This window comes from Cellulomonas sp. FA1 (assembly GCF_000986825.1).
GTDB classification, from domain to species: domain Bacteria; phylum Actinomycetota; class Actinomycetes; order Actinomycetales; family Cellulomonadaceae; genus Cellulomonas; species Cellulomonas iranensis.
Window position 1 is genome coordinate 154,130 of sequence record NZ_LBMY01000001.1, and the last position, 17,400, is coordinate 171,529.

A 17,400-nucleotide genomic window follows, 5' to 3' on the forward strand; every position below is an offset into this window, starting at 1 on the left:
CGAGGTCCGACCCGGCCGCCGTGGCGCTCCGACGTCAGTCGTCGGCACCCGCCGCGCGTCGTGCGCGCACCAGCACGCCGCCGCCCGCGAGCAGCGCTGCCGCCAGCGCGGACCACAGCGCGATCGCCGAGCCCGTGGTGGCGAGGCGCCCGGGGGTCGACCCCGTGCCGCCGGTGCCGCCCGCGCTCCCCGTGCCGCCCGGCGTCGGGGTGGCACCCGGCGTCGGCGAGCCGGTCGGGTCGGGCGTCGGCTCGGGCGTCGGCTCGACCGCCGCCGCGACGACCCGCAGGTCCGCCGTGGCGAGGGTCTCGTCGGCGCTCACGGCCGCGACCCGGTAGTCACCGGCGGCGACCGACGCGGGCACGGTGACCGTGGTCTCCGCGACCCCGTCCGCCGCGACCTCGACCGTGCCGAGCGCGACGGGGTCGGCCGCGGCGCGTGCCGCACCCGACGTCGCCGCGACGAGCTGCAGCTCGACCGTGGCGCGTGCCGGGAACCCGGTCGCCGTCACGGTCACGTCGCCGCCCGCCTGCACCTCGTCGGACCCGAGCGCGAGGGCCGGCGTGCGCCGCTCGGCGAGCCGTGCGACGCCCCAGCGGGACGTGTTCTGGTAGCCCTGGCCGGTCGGGTCGGCCCACGCCTTGACGCCCGTGCGGGCGTTGCCGGTCGCGTCGTTGACCTGGAAGTCCAGGCCGTGGAGCGTGCCGGGCCCGCCCGCCGCGAGGAGGCTGATCTCCGCCTCGACCACGTAGCCCGTGTCCGTCTGCCGGGTGGCGGACGCCACGACGCGGCCCGCGCCGCTCGAGACCGCGTTGTCGGCCGCGATGCGGATCTGGACGTCGTCGGCGCGGTACGCGCCGTTCTTGGCGTTGCCCGGGTCGACGAAGATCTCGAGCGAGTCCTTCTCCCACGCGTTGTTCGGCGCGAGGCTGACCTGCGGGTCGGTGACCTCGGCCAGCAGGAAGAACGACGAGCCGTCGCCCGACCACACCGTGCGCACGTCGGCGTAGGCCGCCGCCGCGGTGCCCTGCGTGACCTTGTCGGTACGGACCACGGGGGCCGCCGCCCACAGGTCGTCGACCTCGGCGTCGACCGCCGGGGGAGCGTCGACCTGGAGCACGTCGACGTGCGACAGCGGCTCGCGCAGCGTGAGCTCGCCGAGGATCCCCGGGGCGTTCCACCCCGCGGTCGTGGCACCGTCCGTCACGGCCACGTCGAACGGCACGGTGCCGCCCTCGGCCGCACCGGTCAGCGGCAGCTGCACGACGGCCGTCCAGCCGTCGGCGCGCTGCGTGACGGCACCCGGCACGTCACCCTCGCCGGACCGCGCGAACGTGTACCGCTGCGCGCCGACGCGGAACGTGACGGCGTCGGTCGCCTCGACGCTCGCGTCGGTCACGTCGACGTACGCCGTCAGCGTGTCGGGGGACCACCGCAGCGCGAACCGCGCGTGGTCGCCGACCGCGGCGGGCGCGACGAGCTGCCACTGCGGGTCGCTCGTGACGCGCGGCGCGTCGAGGTCGACCTCGCCGCCGAACACGGTCATCGCCTTCGGCTCGGCGGGCACGTCGCCGCCCAGGGCGCCGACGAGCGACCACTTCGGGTTGAGGTAGTCGTCGAACATCAGCGGCGCGCCGTCGTAGTACAGCCACGAGCCCGCGTCGTTGAGGCCCCACACCGTGACCGAGAACAGGCGGTCGGGGTTGGCGCGGTCGTACGCGTTGAAGATGTCGAACGCGGTCCGGTAGTACTGCCCCTGCCGGATCGCCAGGCGCTCCGTCTGCGGGTAGCCGGTGGTCACGTCGAACTCGGTGACCGCGAGCTGCAGCCCGGTGGCGGTGAACTTCTCGAGACCCGTGCGCAGGTTCGCGGTCGGGGTGTTGAGGTTGACGTGGTACTGGTGCCCGACGCCGTCGATCGGCACGTCGCGCGCGATCAGCCGCTGCACGAGGTCGTAGTAGCGGTTGAGCTTGGACCCGGCGGCGTCACCGCCCTCGGTGCCGTAGTCGTTGATGAAGAGCTTGACGGGGCGGTCGCTGCCGGGGGCGGCGTAGACGTCGTTGAACGCCTCGTCCGCGTCGCGGAACGCCTGGTCGACGAACTGCTCGCCGAGCGTGTTGAACCACGTGCTGGTGCGCATGCCGTTCGACGCGGTCGACGCGCTGTCGGCGATGACCTCGTTGACGACGTCGAACGCCGCGAGCGGGTTGCCGGGCGAGCCGAACGGGCCGTACCGGTCCGACAGGTACTCGGCGACGTCGAAGATGTGCGTGCGCATGCGTGCGCTCAGCGCCGCGGCGTCGAGCGGCTGGCCGTTGCCGTCCTGGAAGAACCAGCCGGGGTTCTGCCCGTGCCACACGAGCACGTGCCCGTAGACGCGGCCGTCGTTGCGCTTGGCCCAGTCCATGAGCGCGTCGGCGCCCTCGTTGGAGGTCATCTCGGCGCCGGGCGAGCCGGCGAACTTGCCGTCGGCGCCGTACCAGGACTCGGGCTTCATGGCGTTCTCGGGCGTGACCTGGTCGAACTGCGCGCTCAGGACCTGCTCGGGCTCGGTGCCGACGAGGGTCGAGCGGCGCTCGACGGCGACGCCGACGGGGTAGCCCAGGGTGTTCTTGAGGGTTCCGGTGGCGGGCACGGGGTCGCCGACCCGCTGGCCGGAGACCATGGCGTCGTCGAGGTAGAACGTGCCCGTGGTGTTGTCGACCGACACCGTGAGCGGGGTCGCGCCGGCGGTGTGCGTGTAGGTGACGGCGACGCGCTTCCAGACGCCGGGCTGGAGGACGAGGTCCGTGCCCGCGGCGGCGGGCAGCGCGGTGCCGCCGACGGCGACGCGCGCGGTGAGCGGCGTGCCGGCGGCCACGGGGGTCGAGCCCTCGGCGACGTGCACCCACACGGAGATCGTGTAGGTCTGCCCGGCCGTGAGCAGGGTCGCCGGGATCGGCATCTGGGCGCCGTCGCCGACGTGGTCGCGCGCGGCGACGCGGAGGCTGCGCGCGTGGCTGACGCGCGTACGCACGTCGGTGGTCGAGAAGGACGTGGCGGCCGGCGTGCCCGAGGGGCCCGCGACGTCGAGCGCGGACCAGGCGGGTGCCCGGCTGCCGACGCTGCTCTCGAAGTTGTTGAACATCACGGTGTACGGGACGGTGCCGGTGTCGGCGGCAACGGCGCCGGGTGGTGCCACGAGACCGGTGAGCACGAGGGCCGTGGCGGCCGCCGCACCTCCGATCGCGCGCCGGTGCCGTCGCCCCTGGGCGGGTGCGTGCATGTCGCTCCTTCGCGTGCATGCCGACGCGGCTGCGGTGCCGTGTCGGGGACGTGCCGCTCCTCACCCCGGCGGGCGCGCCGGTGCGCCCGGGATCGGTGGGGAACGTTATCGAGAACGTTATCGAGACGCGTTGACCAGCGACAATGACCCTTTCGGGGCATGCCGACGCCCGGTTTGCGGGGGTCTGAGCCGTCACAGGCGACATGACACGTCTGCACGCCCCACGGCGCGTCCGGCGGCGCAGGCCCACGCGCCGCGACGTGACGGACCTGCGGCGGGGGGACCCACCACGTCTAGACTCCAGGCCATGTCCACCCTCTCCCGCGACGAGGTCGCGCGCGTCGCCGCGCTCGCCCGGATCGACCTGACACCGGCCGAGACCGACCGGCTGGCGGGCGAGCTCGACGTCATCGTCGAGTCCGTCGCCCGCGTGTCCGAGGTCGCCACCCCGGACGTGCCGGCCACGAGCCACCCGCTGCCGCTGTCCAACGTGTTCCGTGCCGACGAGCCCGTCGCGCCGCTCGACCGCGACGAGGTGCTCGCGCAGGCGCCCGCCGCGCAGGACGGCAAGTTCCTCGTCCCGCAGATCCTCGGGGAGGAGTGACGTGACCGACCTGACCCGCCTGACCGCCGCCGAGCTGGCCGACCGCCTGACCGCGCGCGAGGTGACGAGCGTCGAGGCGACGCAGGCGCACCTCGACCGGATCGCGGCCGTCGATCCCGCCGTCCACGCCTACCTGCACGTCGCGGCCGACGAGGCCCTCGCGACCGCCGCCGACGTCGACGCGCGCCGCGCCGCGGGCGACGACCTGCACGCGCTCGCGGGCGTCCCGATCGCCGTCAAGGACGTGGTCGTGACCCGCGGGCTGCCGACCACGGCCGGCTCGCGCATCCTCGAGGGCTGGGTGCCGCCCTACGACGCGACGCTCGTCGAGCGCATCAAGGCCGCCGGCCTGCCGGTCCTCGGCAAGACCAACATGGACGAGTTCGCCATGGGGTCGTCGACCGAGCACTCGGCGTACGGCAACACGCACAACCCGTGGGACCTCGAGCGGATCCCCGGCGGCTCGGGCGGCGGGTCCGCCGCGGCCGTCGCCGCGTACGAGGCGCCGCTCGCGATCGGCACCGACACGGGCGGCTCGATCCGGCAGCCCGCCGCCGTCACGGGCACGGTCGGCGTCAAGCCCACGTACGGCAGCGTGTCGCGGTACGGGCTGATCGCGCTGGCCAGCAGCCTCGACCAGGCCGGGCCGTGCACGCGCACGGTGCTCGACGCGGCGCTGTTGCACGAGCTGATCGGCGGGCACGACCCGCGCGACTCGACGTCGCTGCCCGACCCCGCGACGGGCTACGTCGCGGCGGCCCGCGAGGGCGCGTCGGGCGACCTGCGCGGCCTCAAGGTCGGCGTCGTGCGCGAGCTGCAGGGCGAGGGCTACCAGCCCGGCGTCCTCGCGCGGTTCGAGGAGTCCCTCGACGCGCTGCGCTCGGCGGGCGCCGAGGTCGTCGAGGTCTCCTGCCCGCACTTCACGTACGCGCTCGCCGCGTACTACCTGATCCTGCCCGCCGAGGCGTCGAGCAACCTCGCGAAGTTCGACGGCATGCGCTTCGGCCTGCGCGTCGAGCCGTCCGAGGGGCCCGTGACCGCCGAGCGCGTCATGGCCGCGACCCGCGGCCAGGGCTTCGGCGACGAGGTCAAGCGTCGCATCATCCTCGGCACCTACGCGCTGAGCGCGGGCTACTACGACGCCTACTACGGCTCGGCGCAGAAGGTCCGCACGCTCATCCAGCGCGACTTCGACGCCGCCTTCGAGCAGGCCGACGTGCTGGTCTCTCCGACGGCGCCGACGACGGCGTTCAAGCTGGGCGAGAAGCTCGACGACCCGCTCGCGATGTACCTCAACGACGTCGCGACGATCCCCGCGAACCTCGCGGGCGTGCCGGGCATGTCGCTGCCGAACGGCCTGTCGGACGACGGGCTGCCGGTCGGGTTCCAGATCCTGGCCCCGGCCCGTGAGGACGCCCGCCTGTACCGCGTGGGCGCCGCGCTCGAGCAGCTGCTGGAGACGAGCTGGGAGGGCCCGCTGCTGGGCCGCGCCCCCGAGCTGGCCGGAGGGGCAGCCTGATGACGACGACGAACGTCGACCTGGTCGACTACGACGACGCGGTGGCCCGGTTCGACCCGGTCATCGGCATCGAGGTGCACGTCGAGCTCGGCACCCGCACCAAGATGTTCGACGGCGCCGAGCAGTCGTTCGGCGAGGAGCCGAACACGCAGATCACGCCCGTGAGCCTGGGCCTGCCGGGGGCGCTGCCCGCGGTCAACGGCACCGCGGTGGAGTACGCGATCCGCATCGGCCTGGCGCTGAACTGCGAGATCGCGCAGTCCTGCCGGTTCGCGCGGAAGAACTACTTCTACCCGGACGTGCCGAAGAACTTCCAGACGTCGCAGTACGACGAGCCGATCGCGCACGACGGGTACGTGGACGTCGAGCTCGAGGACGGCACGACGTTCCGCGTCGAGATCGAGCGCGCGCACATGGAGGAGGACGCCGGCAAGAACACGCACGTCGGCGGCGCCACCGGGCGCATCCACGGCGCCGAGTACTCGCTGGTCGACTACAACCGCGCGGGCGTGCCCCTCGTGGAGATCGTCACGCGGCCCATCACGGGTGCGGGCGAGCGGGCCCCCGAGGTCGCGCGCGCCTACGTGCAGACGCTGCGCGACCTGTTCCGGGCCCTCGGCGTGTCCGAGGCCCGCATGGAGCGCGGCAACGTGCGCGCCGACGTCAACGTGTCGCTCCGCGCGACCCCGCAGTCCCCGCTCGGGACCCGCACCGAGACCAAGAACGTCAACTCGTTCCGCTCGGTCGAGCGCGCGGTCCGCTACGAGATCGGCCGCCAGGCGGCCGTGCTCGACGCGGGCGGTGCCATCGTCCAGGAGACGCGGCACTGGCACGAGGACACCGGCATCACGACGGCCGGACGCGTGAAGTCCGACGCCGAGGACTACCGCTACTTCCCCGAGCCGGACCTCGTGCCGGTCGTGCCGGACCGTGCGTGGGTCGAGGAGATCCGCGCCGCGCTGCCCGAGCTGCCGCAGGCGCGCCGCCGCCGGCTGCAGGGCGAGTGGGGCTACGCCGACGCCGAGATGCGCGACGTCGTCAACGCGGGCGCGGTCGAGCTCATCGAGGCGACGGTCGCGGCGGGCGCGAGCCCGGCCGCGGCGCGCAAGTGGTGGATGGGCGAGCTCGCCCGCACGGCCAAGCAGCAGGAGGTCGAGCTCGCGGACCTGCCGATCACGCCCGCGCAGATCGGCGCGCTGCAGCAGCTCGTCGACGCCGGGCGGATCAACGACAAGCTCGCGCGCCAGGTGCTCGAGGGTGTGCTGGCCGGTGAGGGCGACCCCGAGCAGGTCGTCGTCGCACGCGGTCTCGAGGTCGTGTCGGACGACGGCCCGCTGCTCGAGGCGATCGACGCGGCGCTCGCGGCGCAGCCCGACATCGCCGACAAGATCCGCTCGGGCAACCTCGGGCCGGTCGGGGCGATCATCGGCGCGGTCATGAAGGCGACCCGCGGGCAGGCCGACGCCGGCCGCGTCCGCGAGCTCGTGCTGGAGCGCGTGCAGGGCTGACGGCCACACCCCGCGGCGCGGGTCGGGACGCAACACCTCGGTCACACGGGGTCCGTACGATCCGACGCGCGCCGCGGGGCACGTGCGTGCAGCGCCCGGCCACCGTGACCGGGCCGCGACGGGAGGTGCCATGCAGAAGCCGACGCTCCAGGGCGAGATGATCGTGCTGCGCCCGGTGCGCGCCGACGACGCCGACGCGATGTGGGACATGCTCGACGACGCCGAGGGCAACCGCCTCACGGGCACGACGCGCACGTTCGCGCGCGCCGAGGTCGACGCGTGGTGCGCGAGCCGTGAGGCCGCGCAGGGGCGGTACGACTTCGCGGTCACCGTCGACGGCGACGACGAGTTCCGGGGCGAGATCGTGCTCTCGGACGTCGACGAGGACGTGCGCTGCGCGAGCCTGCGCCTGTCGATGCGCCCGCTCTACCGCGGTCGCGGCTACGGCACCGAGGCCATCGAGCTGGTGCTCGAGTTCGCGTTCGAGGGCCTGGGGCTGCACCGGGTCGAGCTCGAGGCGCTGAGCATCAACACGCGCGCGGTGTCGCTGTACGAGAACATCGGCTTCCGGGTCGAGGGACGCCGCCGCGACGCGTACCGCGACGGCGACGGCTGGTGCGACGCGGTCGTCATGTCGATGCTCGAGGACGAGTACCGAGCGGGGCGCATCGGTGGCTGACCGGGTGCTCACGGCGACCGTGCCGGACGACGACCTGCTGGCGCGCCTCGCCGACGTCGCCGCCGCGCACGCGGGCGGGCTCCGGCTGGTCCGCTGGGACCTGGCGGGCCCGCTCGACCCCGCGACGGCCGCGGCGGTCGACCTCGTCGTGATCCCGCACTACTTCGTGCGGCCCGGCGGGTTCGACGTGCTGCGCGACCTGCAGCGGCTGCGGTACGTGCAGCTGCCGAGCGCGGGGTACGAGCACGCGCTGCCGCACCTGCCGCCGGGCGTCGTGCTGTGCAACGGTCGCGGCGTGCACGACGCGGGCACGGCCGAGCTGGCCGTGGGCCTCACGCTCGCGGTCCAGCGCGACCTGCCGCGCGCGGTGCGCGCGATGGCGGACGGGCGGTGGGACAACCCGTTCGGGCCGTCGCTCGCGGACCGGCGGGTGGTCGTCGTCGGGCAGGGGTCGGTGGGCCGGGCGATCGTCGCCCGGTTCCGGCCCTTCGAGGTCGACCTCGTACGCGTCGCCTCGACCGCGCGCGACGACGCCGACGGGCACGTGCACGGCGTCGACGAGCTGCCCGACCTGCTGCCCGACGCGGACGTCGTGGTGCTCGCGATCCCGTTGTCCCGCACGTCGTACCACCTGCTCGACGCCACGGCCCTCGCGCGGCTGAAGGACGGCGCGGTGGTGGTCAACGTGGCACGCGGCAAGGTCGTCGACACCGACGCGCTGCTGGCCGAGCTCACGGCGGGCCGGCTGCGCGCCGCGCTCGACGTCACCGACCCCGAGCCGCTGCCGCCCGACCACCCGCTGTGGCACGCGCCGAACCTGCTGGTGACCGCGCACCAGGGCGGCAACACCGACGCGACGTTCCCGCGCGTCGCCGCGCTCGTGCGGCGTCAGCTCGAGGCGCTGCTCGCGGGGGAGCCCCCGGTCAACGAGGTCGCGCGCACCTGACGCGCGAGGCCGGCGCCGGCACGCGGCGACGGCGTGCGGCGGACCCGCTCAGCCGAGCCGGCGGGCGTGGTCGCGCAGCGCGACCTCCCGCTCGTGCTTGTGGTCGACCATGCGCGCGGGGTAGCCGTGGGGAGGGCCGTCGGGCAGCGTCCACGGCTCGTGCACGGCGGCGCCCGGCACGTCGCGCAGCTCGGGCACCCACCGGCGCACGTAGTCGCCCGACGGGTCGAACTTCAGGCCCTGCGTCACCGGGTTGAACACGCGGAAGTACGGTGCCGCGTCGCGCCCGGTGCCGGCCACCCACTGCCAGTTGAGCTGGTTCTGCGGCACGTCGCCGTCGACGAGCCACGCCATGAAGTGGTCGGCGCCGCGCTGCCACTCGACGTGCAGGTCCTTGACGAGGAACGACGCGACGACCATGCGCACGCGGTTGTGCACCCAGCCGAGCGCGCGCAGCTGGCGCATGCCGGCGTCGACCAGCGGGTAGCCGGTCCGGCCCTGCGCCCACGCCGCGAACGCGTCGTCGGCCTCGGGGCCCGTGGCCCACGCGTCGGCGGGCACGACCTCGCGCAGCGAGCGGCGCGCGGCGGACGGGGAGTGCCACAGCACGTCGGCGTGGAACTCGCGCCACGCGATCTCCGACCGGTACGTCGCGACCGACGTCGCGAGCGCGCCCCGGGCCCCGCGCCCGGCCTCGGCGAGGTCCGCGAGGACCGTGCGCGGGTGGATCTCGCCGTACTTGAGGTGCACCGACATCCACGACGTCACGTCGAGGTCGGGGCGGTCCCGGTCGACGTCGTACCCCGCGAGGTCGTCGCGGACGAACGCGCGCCACCGCTCGCGCGCCGCGCGCTCGCCGGCGCGCGGCAGTCGCACGTCGGTCGCGGGGGCGTCGGGCACGCCCTCGCCGCGCAGCGTCGCCCACGGGACGTCGCGCGGGCGCGGCGCGGGCTCGTGCCAGCCGTGGTCGAGCCAGGCGTTCCGGAACGGCGTGAACACCCGGTACGGGCCGCCCTGCCCGGTGCTCAGGCGCCCGGGCGCGACCGCGTAGGGGCAGCCCGTGCGCACCAGGCGCACGTCGGCACCGAGCGCGGCCTCGACCGCGTCGTCGCGCCGCCGCCCGTAGGGCTCGGTGGCCGCGCTGACGTGCACCGACGTCGCGCCGGTCTCGCGCGCGACGCGCGGCACGACCTCCTCCGCGCGGCCGTGCCGCACCACGAGCCGGCCGCCGGTCGCCTCGTCGAGCGCACGCAGCGACGCCGCGAGGTACGCGAGCCGCGGCGCGCCGGCCGACCGCCACAGCGCGGGGTCCACGACGTAGAGCGCCACGACCTCGTCGTCGGCCGCGCGCGCCTCGGCGACGGCCGCGACCAGCGCGGGGTGGTCGGACAGCCGCAGGTCGCGGCGGAACCAGCAGATCGTCGGCACGCGGCACGCTAACCCGCGCGGCGGCGCGCCGCCCGGCGAGGTGGTGCGGCCCACCCCGCGACGCGTGGGGACGGGGCGCCGGGTGGGGGACGGCCTCACACCGTCACGGCCACCGGCTTCCTGGCACGGTGCCGCGCCGTGAGGCGTGCGACGTCCCGGCGGCCGAGGCGCGCGGTGGTCGCGAGCCACCGCTCGCGCCGCTCGGGTGTCGAGAAGCGCACGGGGGCGAAGGTCGTGCGCCCCACGAGCCGGTGGCCGGTGAACGCCAGCGTCGCCGTGCCGAGCGAGGCCCCCGCGGCGTCCCGGTACGCGAGCAGGTTCCACGGCTTGGGCGAGTCCATGGTCATGAACGTCCGCGCGGTGCGTCCGCGCAGCAGGCGGTGCGGCGCGTGGCCCTTCGTGTACCGGAACGCGACACCGGCGAGCAGCACGCGGTCGAGGAACGCCTTGAGCACGGCCGGGTAGGTGCCCCACCACTGGGGGTGCGTCACGACCAGGTGGTCGGCCCAGCGCACGTGCTCGACGAGCGCCGCGACCTCCGGCTCGAGGTGGTCGGTCGTGCCGCCGTGCGCCGCGAGCGCGCGCCTCGACGGCGGGTCGTGGGGGAACGGCGTGGCGGCGAGGTCGAGGACCCGCACCTGCGCGCCGGCCGCGCGGGCGGCGTCGGCGTAGGAGCGCGCGAGGGCGTGGTTGAAGGAGTCGGGCAGGGGGTGGCCGACGACGACGAGGACGTGCACGGGGACCTCCGGTGGTGGGGTGCGGGTCGGGATCGGACGAGCGGTGAGAGGGCAGGACGGGGCAGCCGGACGGCGGTGCGACGTCAGGCGGGGCTCGCCTCAGGCGGGTGAGGGTGCGCTCAGGTCGACGGCGACGTGGGGACGCGTGCCGCGAGCGCGGTGCGCAGGGTCGCGAGGACCGTCGTGAGGTCGGTGTGCAGCCGGTCGAGGTCGACGTCGGTGACGCCGGCGAACAGGGACGTGAACTCCTGCTCCATCCGCCGGCCGGCGGTGTCGACGAGCGTGCGACCCGCCGGGGTGAGGTCGAGCAGCACGCGGCGCGCGTTGCGGGGGTCGTCGTGCGTGCGGACCCAGCCCGCCGCCACGAACGAGCCGACGCGCTTGCTGACGGCCGCCTTGCTGACCCGCAGGCAGCGCGCGAGCGACGTGACGTCGGGCCGGTCGAGGTCGCAGAGCACGGCCAGGAAGAGGTACTGGTTGAACGTCACGCCGTGCTCGCGGGTCAGGACGTCGTCCGCGAACTCGTCGAGCACGTCGACGAGGTGGTGCAGCGTGACCGTGACGCGGTCGCCGAGCGGGTGGTCGGTGGTGCGGGAGAGGTCCACGACCATGAGTCAACCGGTTGACACATGAGATGTCAACCAGTTGACAAAAGCGCGACGTGCGCAGGCAGCCCCGACCGGCCACGATGGCCGGATGAGCGACACCGCCGACGAACCGGGTCGCGCCGCACCGGGGCCGCGCGCGGCCGCCGCCGGCGGGCGCACCCTGCTGGGCCACCCGCTGGGGCTGTACACGCTGTTCACCACCGAGCTGTGGGAGCGGTTCAGCTACTACGGCATGCGGGCGATCCTCTTCTACTTCCTCACCGACACGGTCGTGAACGGGGGGCTCGGCCTCGACGACGCGTCGGGCGCCGCGCTCGTCGCGGTCTACGGGTCGGCGGTCTACCTCGTCACGGTCGTGGGCGGCTGGGCCGCCGACCGGGTGATCGGCGCGCGGCGCTCGGTGCTGTGGGGCGGCGTCGTCATCGCCGCCGGGCACGTGAGCCTCGCGCTGCCGTCGGCCGGCACCGCCTACCTCGGCATCGTGCTCGTCGCGCTCGGCACGGGGCTGCTCAAGCCGAACGTCTCGAGCATGGTCGGCGAGCTCTACTCGCGCGACGACCCGCGGCGCGACTCGGCGTTCTCGATCTTCTACATGGGCATCAACATCGGGTCCTTCACGGCCCCGTTCCTCGTGCAGGCCGCGCGCGAGGTCGGCGGCTACCACGCGGGGTTCTCGGTCGCCGCGGTCGGCATGGCCCTCGCGCTCGTGGCCTTCGTGCTCGGTCGTCGTGCGCTGCACGGCGCCGGCGACGCCGTGCCGAACCCGCTGACGCCCGCCGACCGCCCGCAGGTCGTGCGGACGGGCCTGCTCGTGCTGCTCGCGGTCGTGGCCGCGGGTGTCGTCGCGTGGCTCGTCGGGGCCGGGGGCGGCGGGCCGCTCGACGTCGTCATCGACGCGCTGTCCTACCTCGCGCTCGCGGCGCCCGTCGTGATGTTCCTCGTGATGTTCCGGTCGCCGAAGGTCACCGCGCCCGAGCGGTCGCGCCTCACCGCGTACGTGCCGCTGTTCGTCGCCGCCGCGCTGTTCTGGATGATCTTCGAGCAGGCGTCCAGCACGCTGTCGCAGTACGCGCGCGACCACACCGACCTCGACGTGCTGGGCGTGACGATCTCGCCCGTGCTCTACCAGTCGGTCAACCCGGCGGCGATCATCCTGCTGGCGCCCGTGTTCGCGTGGCTGTGGGTGCGGCTGGGCGACCGCCCGTCGACCGCGGTGAAGTTCGCGCTCGGCCTCGCGCTCGCGGCGTCGAGCTTCCTGTTCCTCGCGGGCGCGTCCGCGGTCGCCGGCGAGGGACGCTCACCCTGGTGGGTGCTGGTGGTCGTGTACGTGGTGCAGACGCTCGGCGAGCTGTGCCTGTCGCCGGTCGGCCTCGCGGCGACCACGCTGCTCGCGCCGCGGGCCTTCCGCGGTCAGGCCATGGCGTTGTGGTTCCTCGCCCCCGCGGCCGGTCAGGCGGTCACGGCGCAGCTCATCACCGTGACCGAGGGCGTCAGCCGCACCGCGTTCTTCGGCGGCATCGGCGTCGTGTCGCTCGCGGTCGCGGGCGTCATGCTCGCGCTCGCGCCGTGGGTGACGCGGCACGTGCGCGAGGGCGCGGAGTCCGAGGCGGACGTGGCCGCGCGGTCCTGAGGCCGGGCCGCCGTCAGAAGGGCGGCGGGGGAGCCGTGGTCGAGCGCACGTGCAGCTCGGTGGCGAGCCGCAGGTGCATCGGCACCTCGCGGCCCGAGACGAGGTCGGCGAGCATCCGCAGCGCCGTCGCGCCCATCTCGCGCAGCGGCTGCGCGACCGTGGTGAGCGGCGGCTCGCTCAGCGCGGACTCGGGGACGTTGTCGAAGCCGACGACCGACACGTCGTGCGGCACGCGCAGCCCGAGGTCGCGCGCGGCGTCGAGCACGGCGAGCGCCGACAGGTCGTTGGCGGCGAACACCGCAGTGGGTCGGTCGGGCCGGTCCAGCAGGTCGTGCGCGGGCGCCGCCGACGTGAGCCGGCGGTACCCGCCGGGCAGCACGAGCGACTCGTCGACGGGCAGGCCCGCCGCGGCCATGGCCTGGCGGAAGCCCTGCTCGCGCAGCCGCGCCGAGTCGAGGTCGGTGCGGCCGCCGAGGTGCGCGATGCGGCGGTGGCCGAGCGAGATCAGGTGCTCGGTCGCCATGACGCCGCCGGCGAGGTTGTCGGAGTCGACGGTCGGCAGGCCCGAGGGGCCCGCGTGGGGGTCGATCGCGATCACGGGGACGCCCGGGTAGGTGTCGAGCACGGTGGGCGTGACGATCACGGCGCCGTCGATGAGCGTGCCGGACAGCCGCGACAGGTACCGGCGCTCCCAGCCGACCTCGCCGCCCCCGCCGCCCGAGTACGCGAGCAGCTCGTAGCCCGTGCTGGCGACCACGGAGCCGGCGCCCTTGAGCAGCTCGGTCGAGAACGGCTCGAACTCGGCGACGAGGATCCCGAGCACGTTGGTGCGGTGGCTGCGCAGCGACCGCGCGCCGAGGCTCGCCTCGTACCCGAGGTCGTCGATCACCTGCTGCACGCGCGCCAGGGTCTCCTGCGAGACGCCGTAGCGGCCGTTGACGACCTTCGACACGGTCGCGACCGACACCCCTGCCGTCCGGGCGACGTCGGCCATCTTGACGCGGGTGACCTGCTCCACACGGTGAGCATAGGCCATCGTGCCGATATCGTTATCGACATCGTTTGACTTCGACCCGGACGCCGGTTCAGACTCGTCAGCGTCAAGCCCGGTCGGGGACGGCGACGTCGCCACCGACCGGGTGCCGAGGGCCGGCGAGGGGGCCGTTCCGTCGGTGCAGGATGCGTGTCCCGCGAGGTCGACGACCGAGCAGGGCGCGTCCCTACAGGGATCGACTCGACGAAGAGGACGGGTTCATGAACGTGAGGAAGACCCTGGCGCTCACCTCAGCGGTGTTCGTCTTGGCCGCCGGCATCACGGCGTGCTCGCAGGACAGCGGCGACGGCAGCGACGGCGGCGACGTCACGATGACGCTGTGGCACAACTCCACCACGGGTGACGGCAAGAAGTTCTGGGACGACACCATCAAGGCCTTCGAGGACGCCAACCCCGGCGTCAAGATCAAGGCCCAGGTCGTCCAGAACGAGGACATGGACGGCAAGCTGCAGACCGCGCTCAACGCGGGCGACGCGCCGGACATCTTCATGTCGCGCGGTGGCGGCAAGCTCGCCGACGTCGTCAAGGCCGGTCAGGTCATGGACCTGACCGACCTGATCTCGCCCGAGGTCAAGTCCGCGCTCGGCGACGGCGCGCTCTCCGCGCTCTCGGTCGACGGCAAGGTCTACGGCATGCCGCAGTCGATCCTGCCCGGCGGCATCTACTACAGCGAGGACCTCTTCAAGGAGGCCGGCGTCACCGAGACGCCGACCGACATGGCCTCGCTCAACGACGCGGTCTCCAAGCTCAAGGCCGCGGGCACCAGCCCGGTCGCGCTCGGCGCGAAGGACGCGTGGCCCGCCGCGCACTGGTACTACTTCTTCGCGCTGCGCGAGTGCTCGAAGGACGCGATCGACCAGGCCGCCGAGTCGCGCAGCTTCGACGACGACTGCTTCCTCAAGGCCGGTCAGGACCTGCAGGACTTCGCCGAGACGGAGCCGTTCAACGACGGCTACCTCACGACGTCGGCCCAGCAGGGCGCCGGCTCGTCCGCCGGTCTCATCGCCAACCACCAGGCGGCGATGGAGCTCATGGGCGCGTGGGACCCGGGCGTGATCAAGGACCTCACGCCGACCAAGGAGCCCCTCGCGGACCTGCGCTGGTTCCCCTTCCCGGCCGTCGAGGGCGGCAAGGGTGACCCGTCGGCCATGATGGGTGGCGTCGACGGCAACTCCTGCTGGGTCAAGGCCCCCAAGGAGTGCGCCGACTTCCTGAACTTCTACATGCAGAAGGAGTACCAGGAGAAGTACGCCGAGGCGTTCGTCACGCTGCCCGCCAGCAAGGAGGCGCAGGGCGTCGTCACCGACCCGGCCCTGCAGGACGTCCTCGCGGCGTACAACGACGCGGCCTACGTCTCGGTCTGGCTCGACACGCTGTTCGGCCAGAACGTCGGCAACGCGCTGAACGTCGGCGTGGTCGACATGCTCGCCGGCTCGGGCTCGCCCGAGGCGATCGTCAAGGCCGTCAACGACGCTGCCGCGAAGGGCTGAGGCAGAGTCCACGATGTCATCCATCAGCGAGAACGTGCGCGACGCACAGGGCTCGCCCACGGGTCTCGCAGCCGAGGGCGGCACGGTCACCGTGCCGCCCTCGGCGGGGCGGGCCCGCGGGATCGGTTGGCGCATGCGGGCGGAGATCGCCCTGCTCGCCGGCCCGGCCCTGATCGTCTTCCTGGCCTTCGTCATCTTCCCCGTCGTCATGGCGGCGTACTACGGGTTCTTCAGCTGGCAGGGCTTCGGCCCGCCGACCGACTTCGTCGGCCTGCGGAACTACGTCACGATCCTCACCGACCCGACGTTCCACGACGCGCTGCGGCACAACGCCTTCATCATGGTGATGTCGCTCGTGATGCAGGGACCGATCGCGATCGCCCTGGCGCTCCTGCTCAACCGCAAGATGCGCGGCCAGTCGGTCATCCGGGTCCTCATCTTCGTGCCGTACGTGATCTCCGAGGTCGTCGTCGGCACCGGCTGGAGCCTCATGCTCCAGACCTCGGGTGCGGTGAACGACCTGCTGGGCAAGCTCGGGCTCGAGGGCCTGCAGCGTGACTGGCTGTCGGACCCGAAGATCGCCATCTGGACCCTGATGATCATCATCACGTGGAAGTACGTCGGCTTCGCCGTCATCCTCTTCCTCGCCGGTCTGCAGGGCATCCCCGAGGAGCTCTCGGAGGCGGCCGCGATCGACGGCGCGTCGTACTGGCAGGTCCAGCGGCGCATCACGCTCCCGCTGCTCGGCCCCACGCTGCGCATCTGGGCGTTCCTGTCGATCATCGGCTCGCTGCAGCTGTTCGACCTCGTCTACATCGTCTGGGGCCAGTACGTGGCCTCGACCGCGGGCACCTCGACCATGGCGACCTACATGGTCGTCAACGGGCGGAACGCCGGCAGCTTCGGCTACGGCAACGCCGTCGCCGTCGTCCTCTTCGTCATCTCGCTGATCGTCGCGCTCATCTACCAGCGCTTCGTGCTGCGGCGCGACACCGAGGGCGCGACCACGGGAGGGAAGCGCTGATGGCGACCACCACGATCCGCCGTCCGGCCACGACCGCCACGACGGTCAGCAAGACCTCGAGCCGTCGCCGCGGCGACGCCGCGGTCTGGGGCGTCGCCGCCCTGCTGATCGCCGCGATCCTGGCGCCGGTCGTCTACATCGTGCTCGGCGGGTTCCGCACGAACTCGCAGATCACGCTCGACCCGTCCGGTCTACCCTCGCCGTGGCAGGTCAGCAACTACCTCGACGTCCTCGGCGGCAGCGTCTTCTGGACACAGGTGCTCAACTCGGCCGTCGCCGCGCTGAGCACGACGCTCGGAGTCGTCGCGCTCGGGCTCGCGGCCAGCTACGTGCTGGCGCGGTACCGGTTCCGCGGCCGCGGCGCGCTGTACTCGCTGTTCGCGGCGGGCCTGATGTTCCCCATGACGGTCGCGATCACGCCGCTGTACATCCTGGTGCGCGAGCTCGGCCTCATGAACTCGCTCGCGGGCGTGATCCTGCCGCAGGTCGCGTTCGCGCTGCCGACGACGATCATCATCCTGGTCCCGTTCCTGCGGGCCATCCCCGACGAGATCGAGGAGGCCTCGCTGCTCGACGGGTGCAGCAAGCTGTCGTTCTTCTGGCGGATGGTCGTGCCGCTGTCGATGCCCGGCGTCGTCACGGTCGGCATCCTCGCGTTCATCGCGAGCTGGAACAGCTACATGCTCCCGCTGTTCATCCTCAACGACGAGTCGGCGTTCACGCTGCCGCTCGGGGTGCAGGCGTTCGCGTCGCAGCACTCCGTCGACACGGCGCGCGTCCTGGCGTTCACGTCGCTGTCGATGCTCCCCGCCCTGGTGTTCTTCAGCCTGTTCGAGCGCCGCATCGTCGGCGGCCTGACGGGCGCGGTCAAGGGCTGACCGCACCGCGGTGCCCGCGCACGGTCGACG

General features: G+C 73.5%; 14 protein-coding genes. 9 read left to right on the plus strand and 5 right to left on the minus strand.

Translation table 11 applies throughout. The annotated features are described in order from the left end of the window. Positions 1-34: 34 nt before the first annotated feature. Complete coding sequence (locus tag GY42_RS00625; protein WP_046527839.1) at positions 35-3,265, minus strand: endo-1,4-beta-xylanase; 3,231 nt, start codon at positions 3,263-3,265, stop codon at positions 35-37. Positions 3,266-3,572: 307 nt separating this feature from the next. Here GY42_RS00625 and gatC point away from each other — a divergent pair, with 307 nt between their 5' ends. From gatC to GY42_RS00650, 5 genes are all read left to right on the plus strand, one after another. After that, positions 3,573-3,869 (plus strand): Asp-tRNA(Asn)/Glu-tRNA(Gln) amidotransferase subunit GatC, encoded by a 297-nt coding sequence (gatC, locus tag GY42_RS00630; protein WP_046527840.1) that lies wholly within the window; start codon positions 3,573-3,575, stop codon positions 3,867-3,869. A 1-nt stretch (position 3,870) separates the two neighbouring features. Beyond that, a complete protein-coding gene (gene gatA / locus GY42_RS00635) occupies positions 3,871-5,388 on the plus strand; it encodes an Asp-tRNA(Asn)/Glu-tRNA(Gln) amidotransferase subunit GatA (RefSeq protein WP_046527841.1) in 1,518 nt (505 codons plus the stop codon). Further along, positions 5,388-6,896: an Asp-tRNA(Asn)/Glu-tRNA(Gln) amidotransferase subunit GatB gene (gene gatB, locus GY42_RS00640; protein WP_046527842.1), complete on the plus strand. Its 1,509-nt coding sequence runs from the start codon at positions 5,388-5,390 to the stop codon at positions 6,894-6,896. Before gatA ends, gatB begins: the two co-directional genes overlap by 1 nt. A 130-nt stretch (positions 6,897-7,026) precedes the next feature. After that, positions 7,027-7,575, plus strand: a complete 549-nt coding sequence (locus tag GY42_RS00645) for a GNAT family N-acetyltransferase (RefSeq protein WP_046527843.1) — start codon at positions 7,027-7,029, stop codon at positions 7,573-7,575. After that, on the plus strand, positions 7,568-8,521 hold the full coding sequence (locus GY42_RS00650; RefSeq protein ID WP_236686679.1) for a 2-hydroxyacid dehydrogenase: 954 nt from the start codon (positions 7,568-7,570) through the stop codon (positions 8,519-8,521). Before GY42_RS00645 ends, GY42_RS00650 begins: the two co-directional genes overlap by 8 nt. 48 nt (positions 8,522-8,569) lie before the next feature. On the opposite strand, the gene GY42_RS00655 is transcribed toward GY42_RS00650, so the two are convergent. From GY42_RS00655 to GY42_RS00665, 3 genes are all read right to left on the minus strand, one after another. Then, entirely contained in the window at positions 8,570-9,949 is a 1,380-nt protein-coding gene (locus GY42_RS00655; protein WP_046527844.1) for a cryptochrome/photolyase family protein, read from the minus strand. Positions 9,950-10,044: 95 nt separating this feature from the next. Further along, entirely contained in the window at positions 10,045-10,686 is a 642-nt protein-coding gene (locus GY42_RS00660; protein ID WP_046527845.1) for an NAD(P)H-dependent oxidoreductase, read from the minus strand. 119 nt (positions 10,687-10,805) lie between these two features. Further along, a complete protein-coding gene (locus GY42_RS00665) occupies positions 10,806-11,291 on the minus strand; it encodes a MarR family winged helix-turn-helix transcriptional regulator (RefSeq protein WP_236686680.1) in 486 nt (161 codons plus the stop codon). 91 nt (positions 11,292-11,382) lie between these two features. Between GY42_RS00665 and GY42_RS00670 the strand changes: the two genes are divergently transcribed. After that, entirely contained in the window at positions 11,383-12,924 is a 1,542-nt protein-coding gene (locus GY42_RS00670; RefSeq protein ID WP_046527847.1) for a peptide MFS transporter, read from the plus strand. Positions 12,925-12,937: 13 nt separating this feature from the next. Here GY42_RS00670 and GY42_RS00675 read toward each other — a convergent pair whose 3' ends face one another. Then, positions 12,938-13,960, minus strand: a complete 1,023-nt coding sequence (locus GY42_RS00675) for a LacI family DNA-binding transcriptional regulator (RefSeq protein ID WP_046527848.1) — start codon at positions 13,958-13,960, stop codon at positions 12,938-12,940. 218 nt (positions 13,961-14,178) lie between these two features. Between GY42_RS00675 and GY42_RS00680 the strand changes: the two genes are divergently transcribed. Genes GY42_RS00680 through GY42_RS00690 form a run of 3 tightly spaced genes read left to right on the plus strand, consistent with a single transcriptional unit; the run spans position 14,179 to position 17,370 of the window. Further along, the gene (locus tag GY42_RS00680) at positions 14,179-15,468 is read left to right on the plus strand and encodes an extracellular solute-binding protein (RefSeq protein ID WP_070320363.1); all 1,290 of its coding nucleotides are present in this window, start codon (positions 14,179-14,181) and stop codon (positions 15,466-15,468) included. A 13-nt stretch (positions 15,469-15,481) separates the two neighbouring features. Then, positions 15,482-16,492, plus strand: a complete 1,011-nt coding sequence (locus GY42_RS00685; protein WP_046527849.1) for a carbohydrate ABC transporter permease — start codon at positions 15,482-15,484, stop codon at positions 16,490-16,492. Continuing rightward, positions 16,492-17,370 (plus strand): carbohydrate ABC transporter permease, encoded by an 879-nt coding sequence (locus GY42_RS00690; RefSeq protein ID WP_046527850.1) that lies wholly within the window; start codon positions 16,492-16,494, stop codon positions 17,368-17,370. Before GY42_RS00685 ends, GY42_RS00690 begins: the two co-directional genes overlap by 1 nt. Positions 17,371-17,400: the final 30 nt, after the last annotated feature.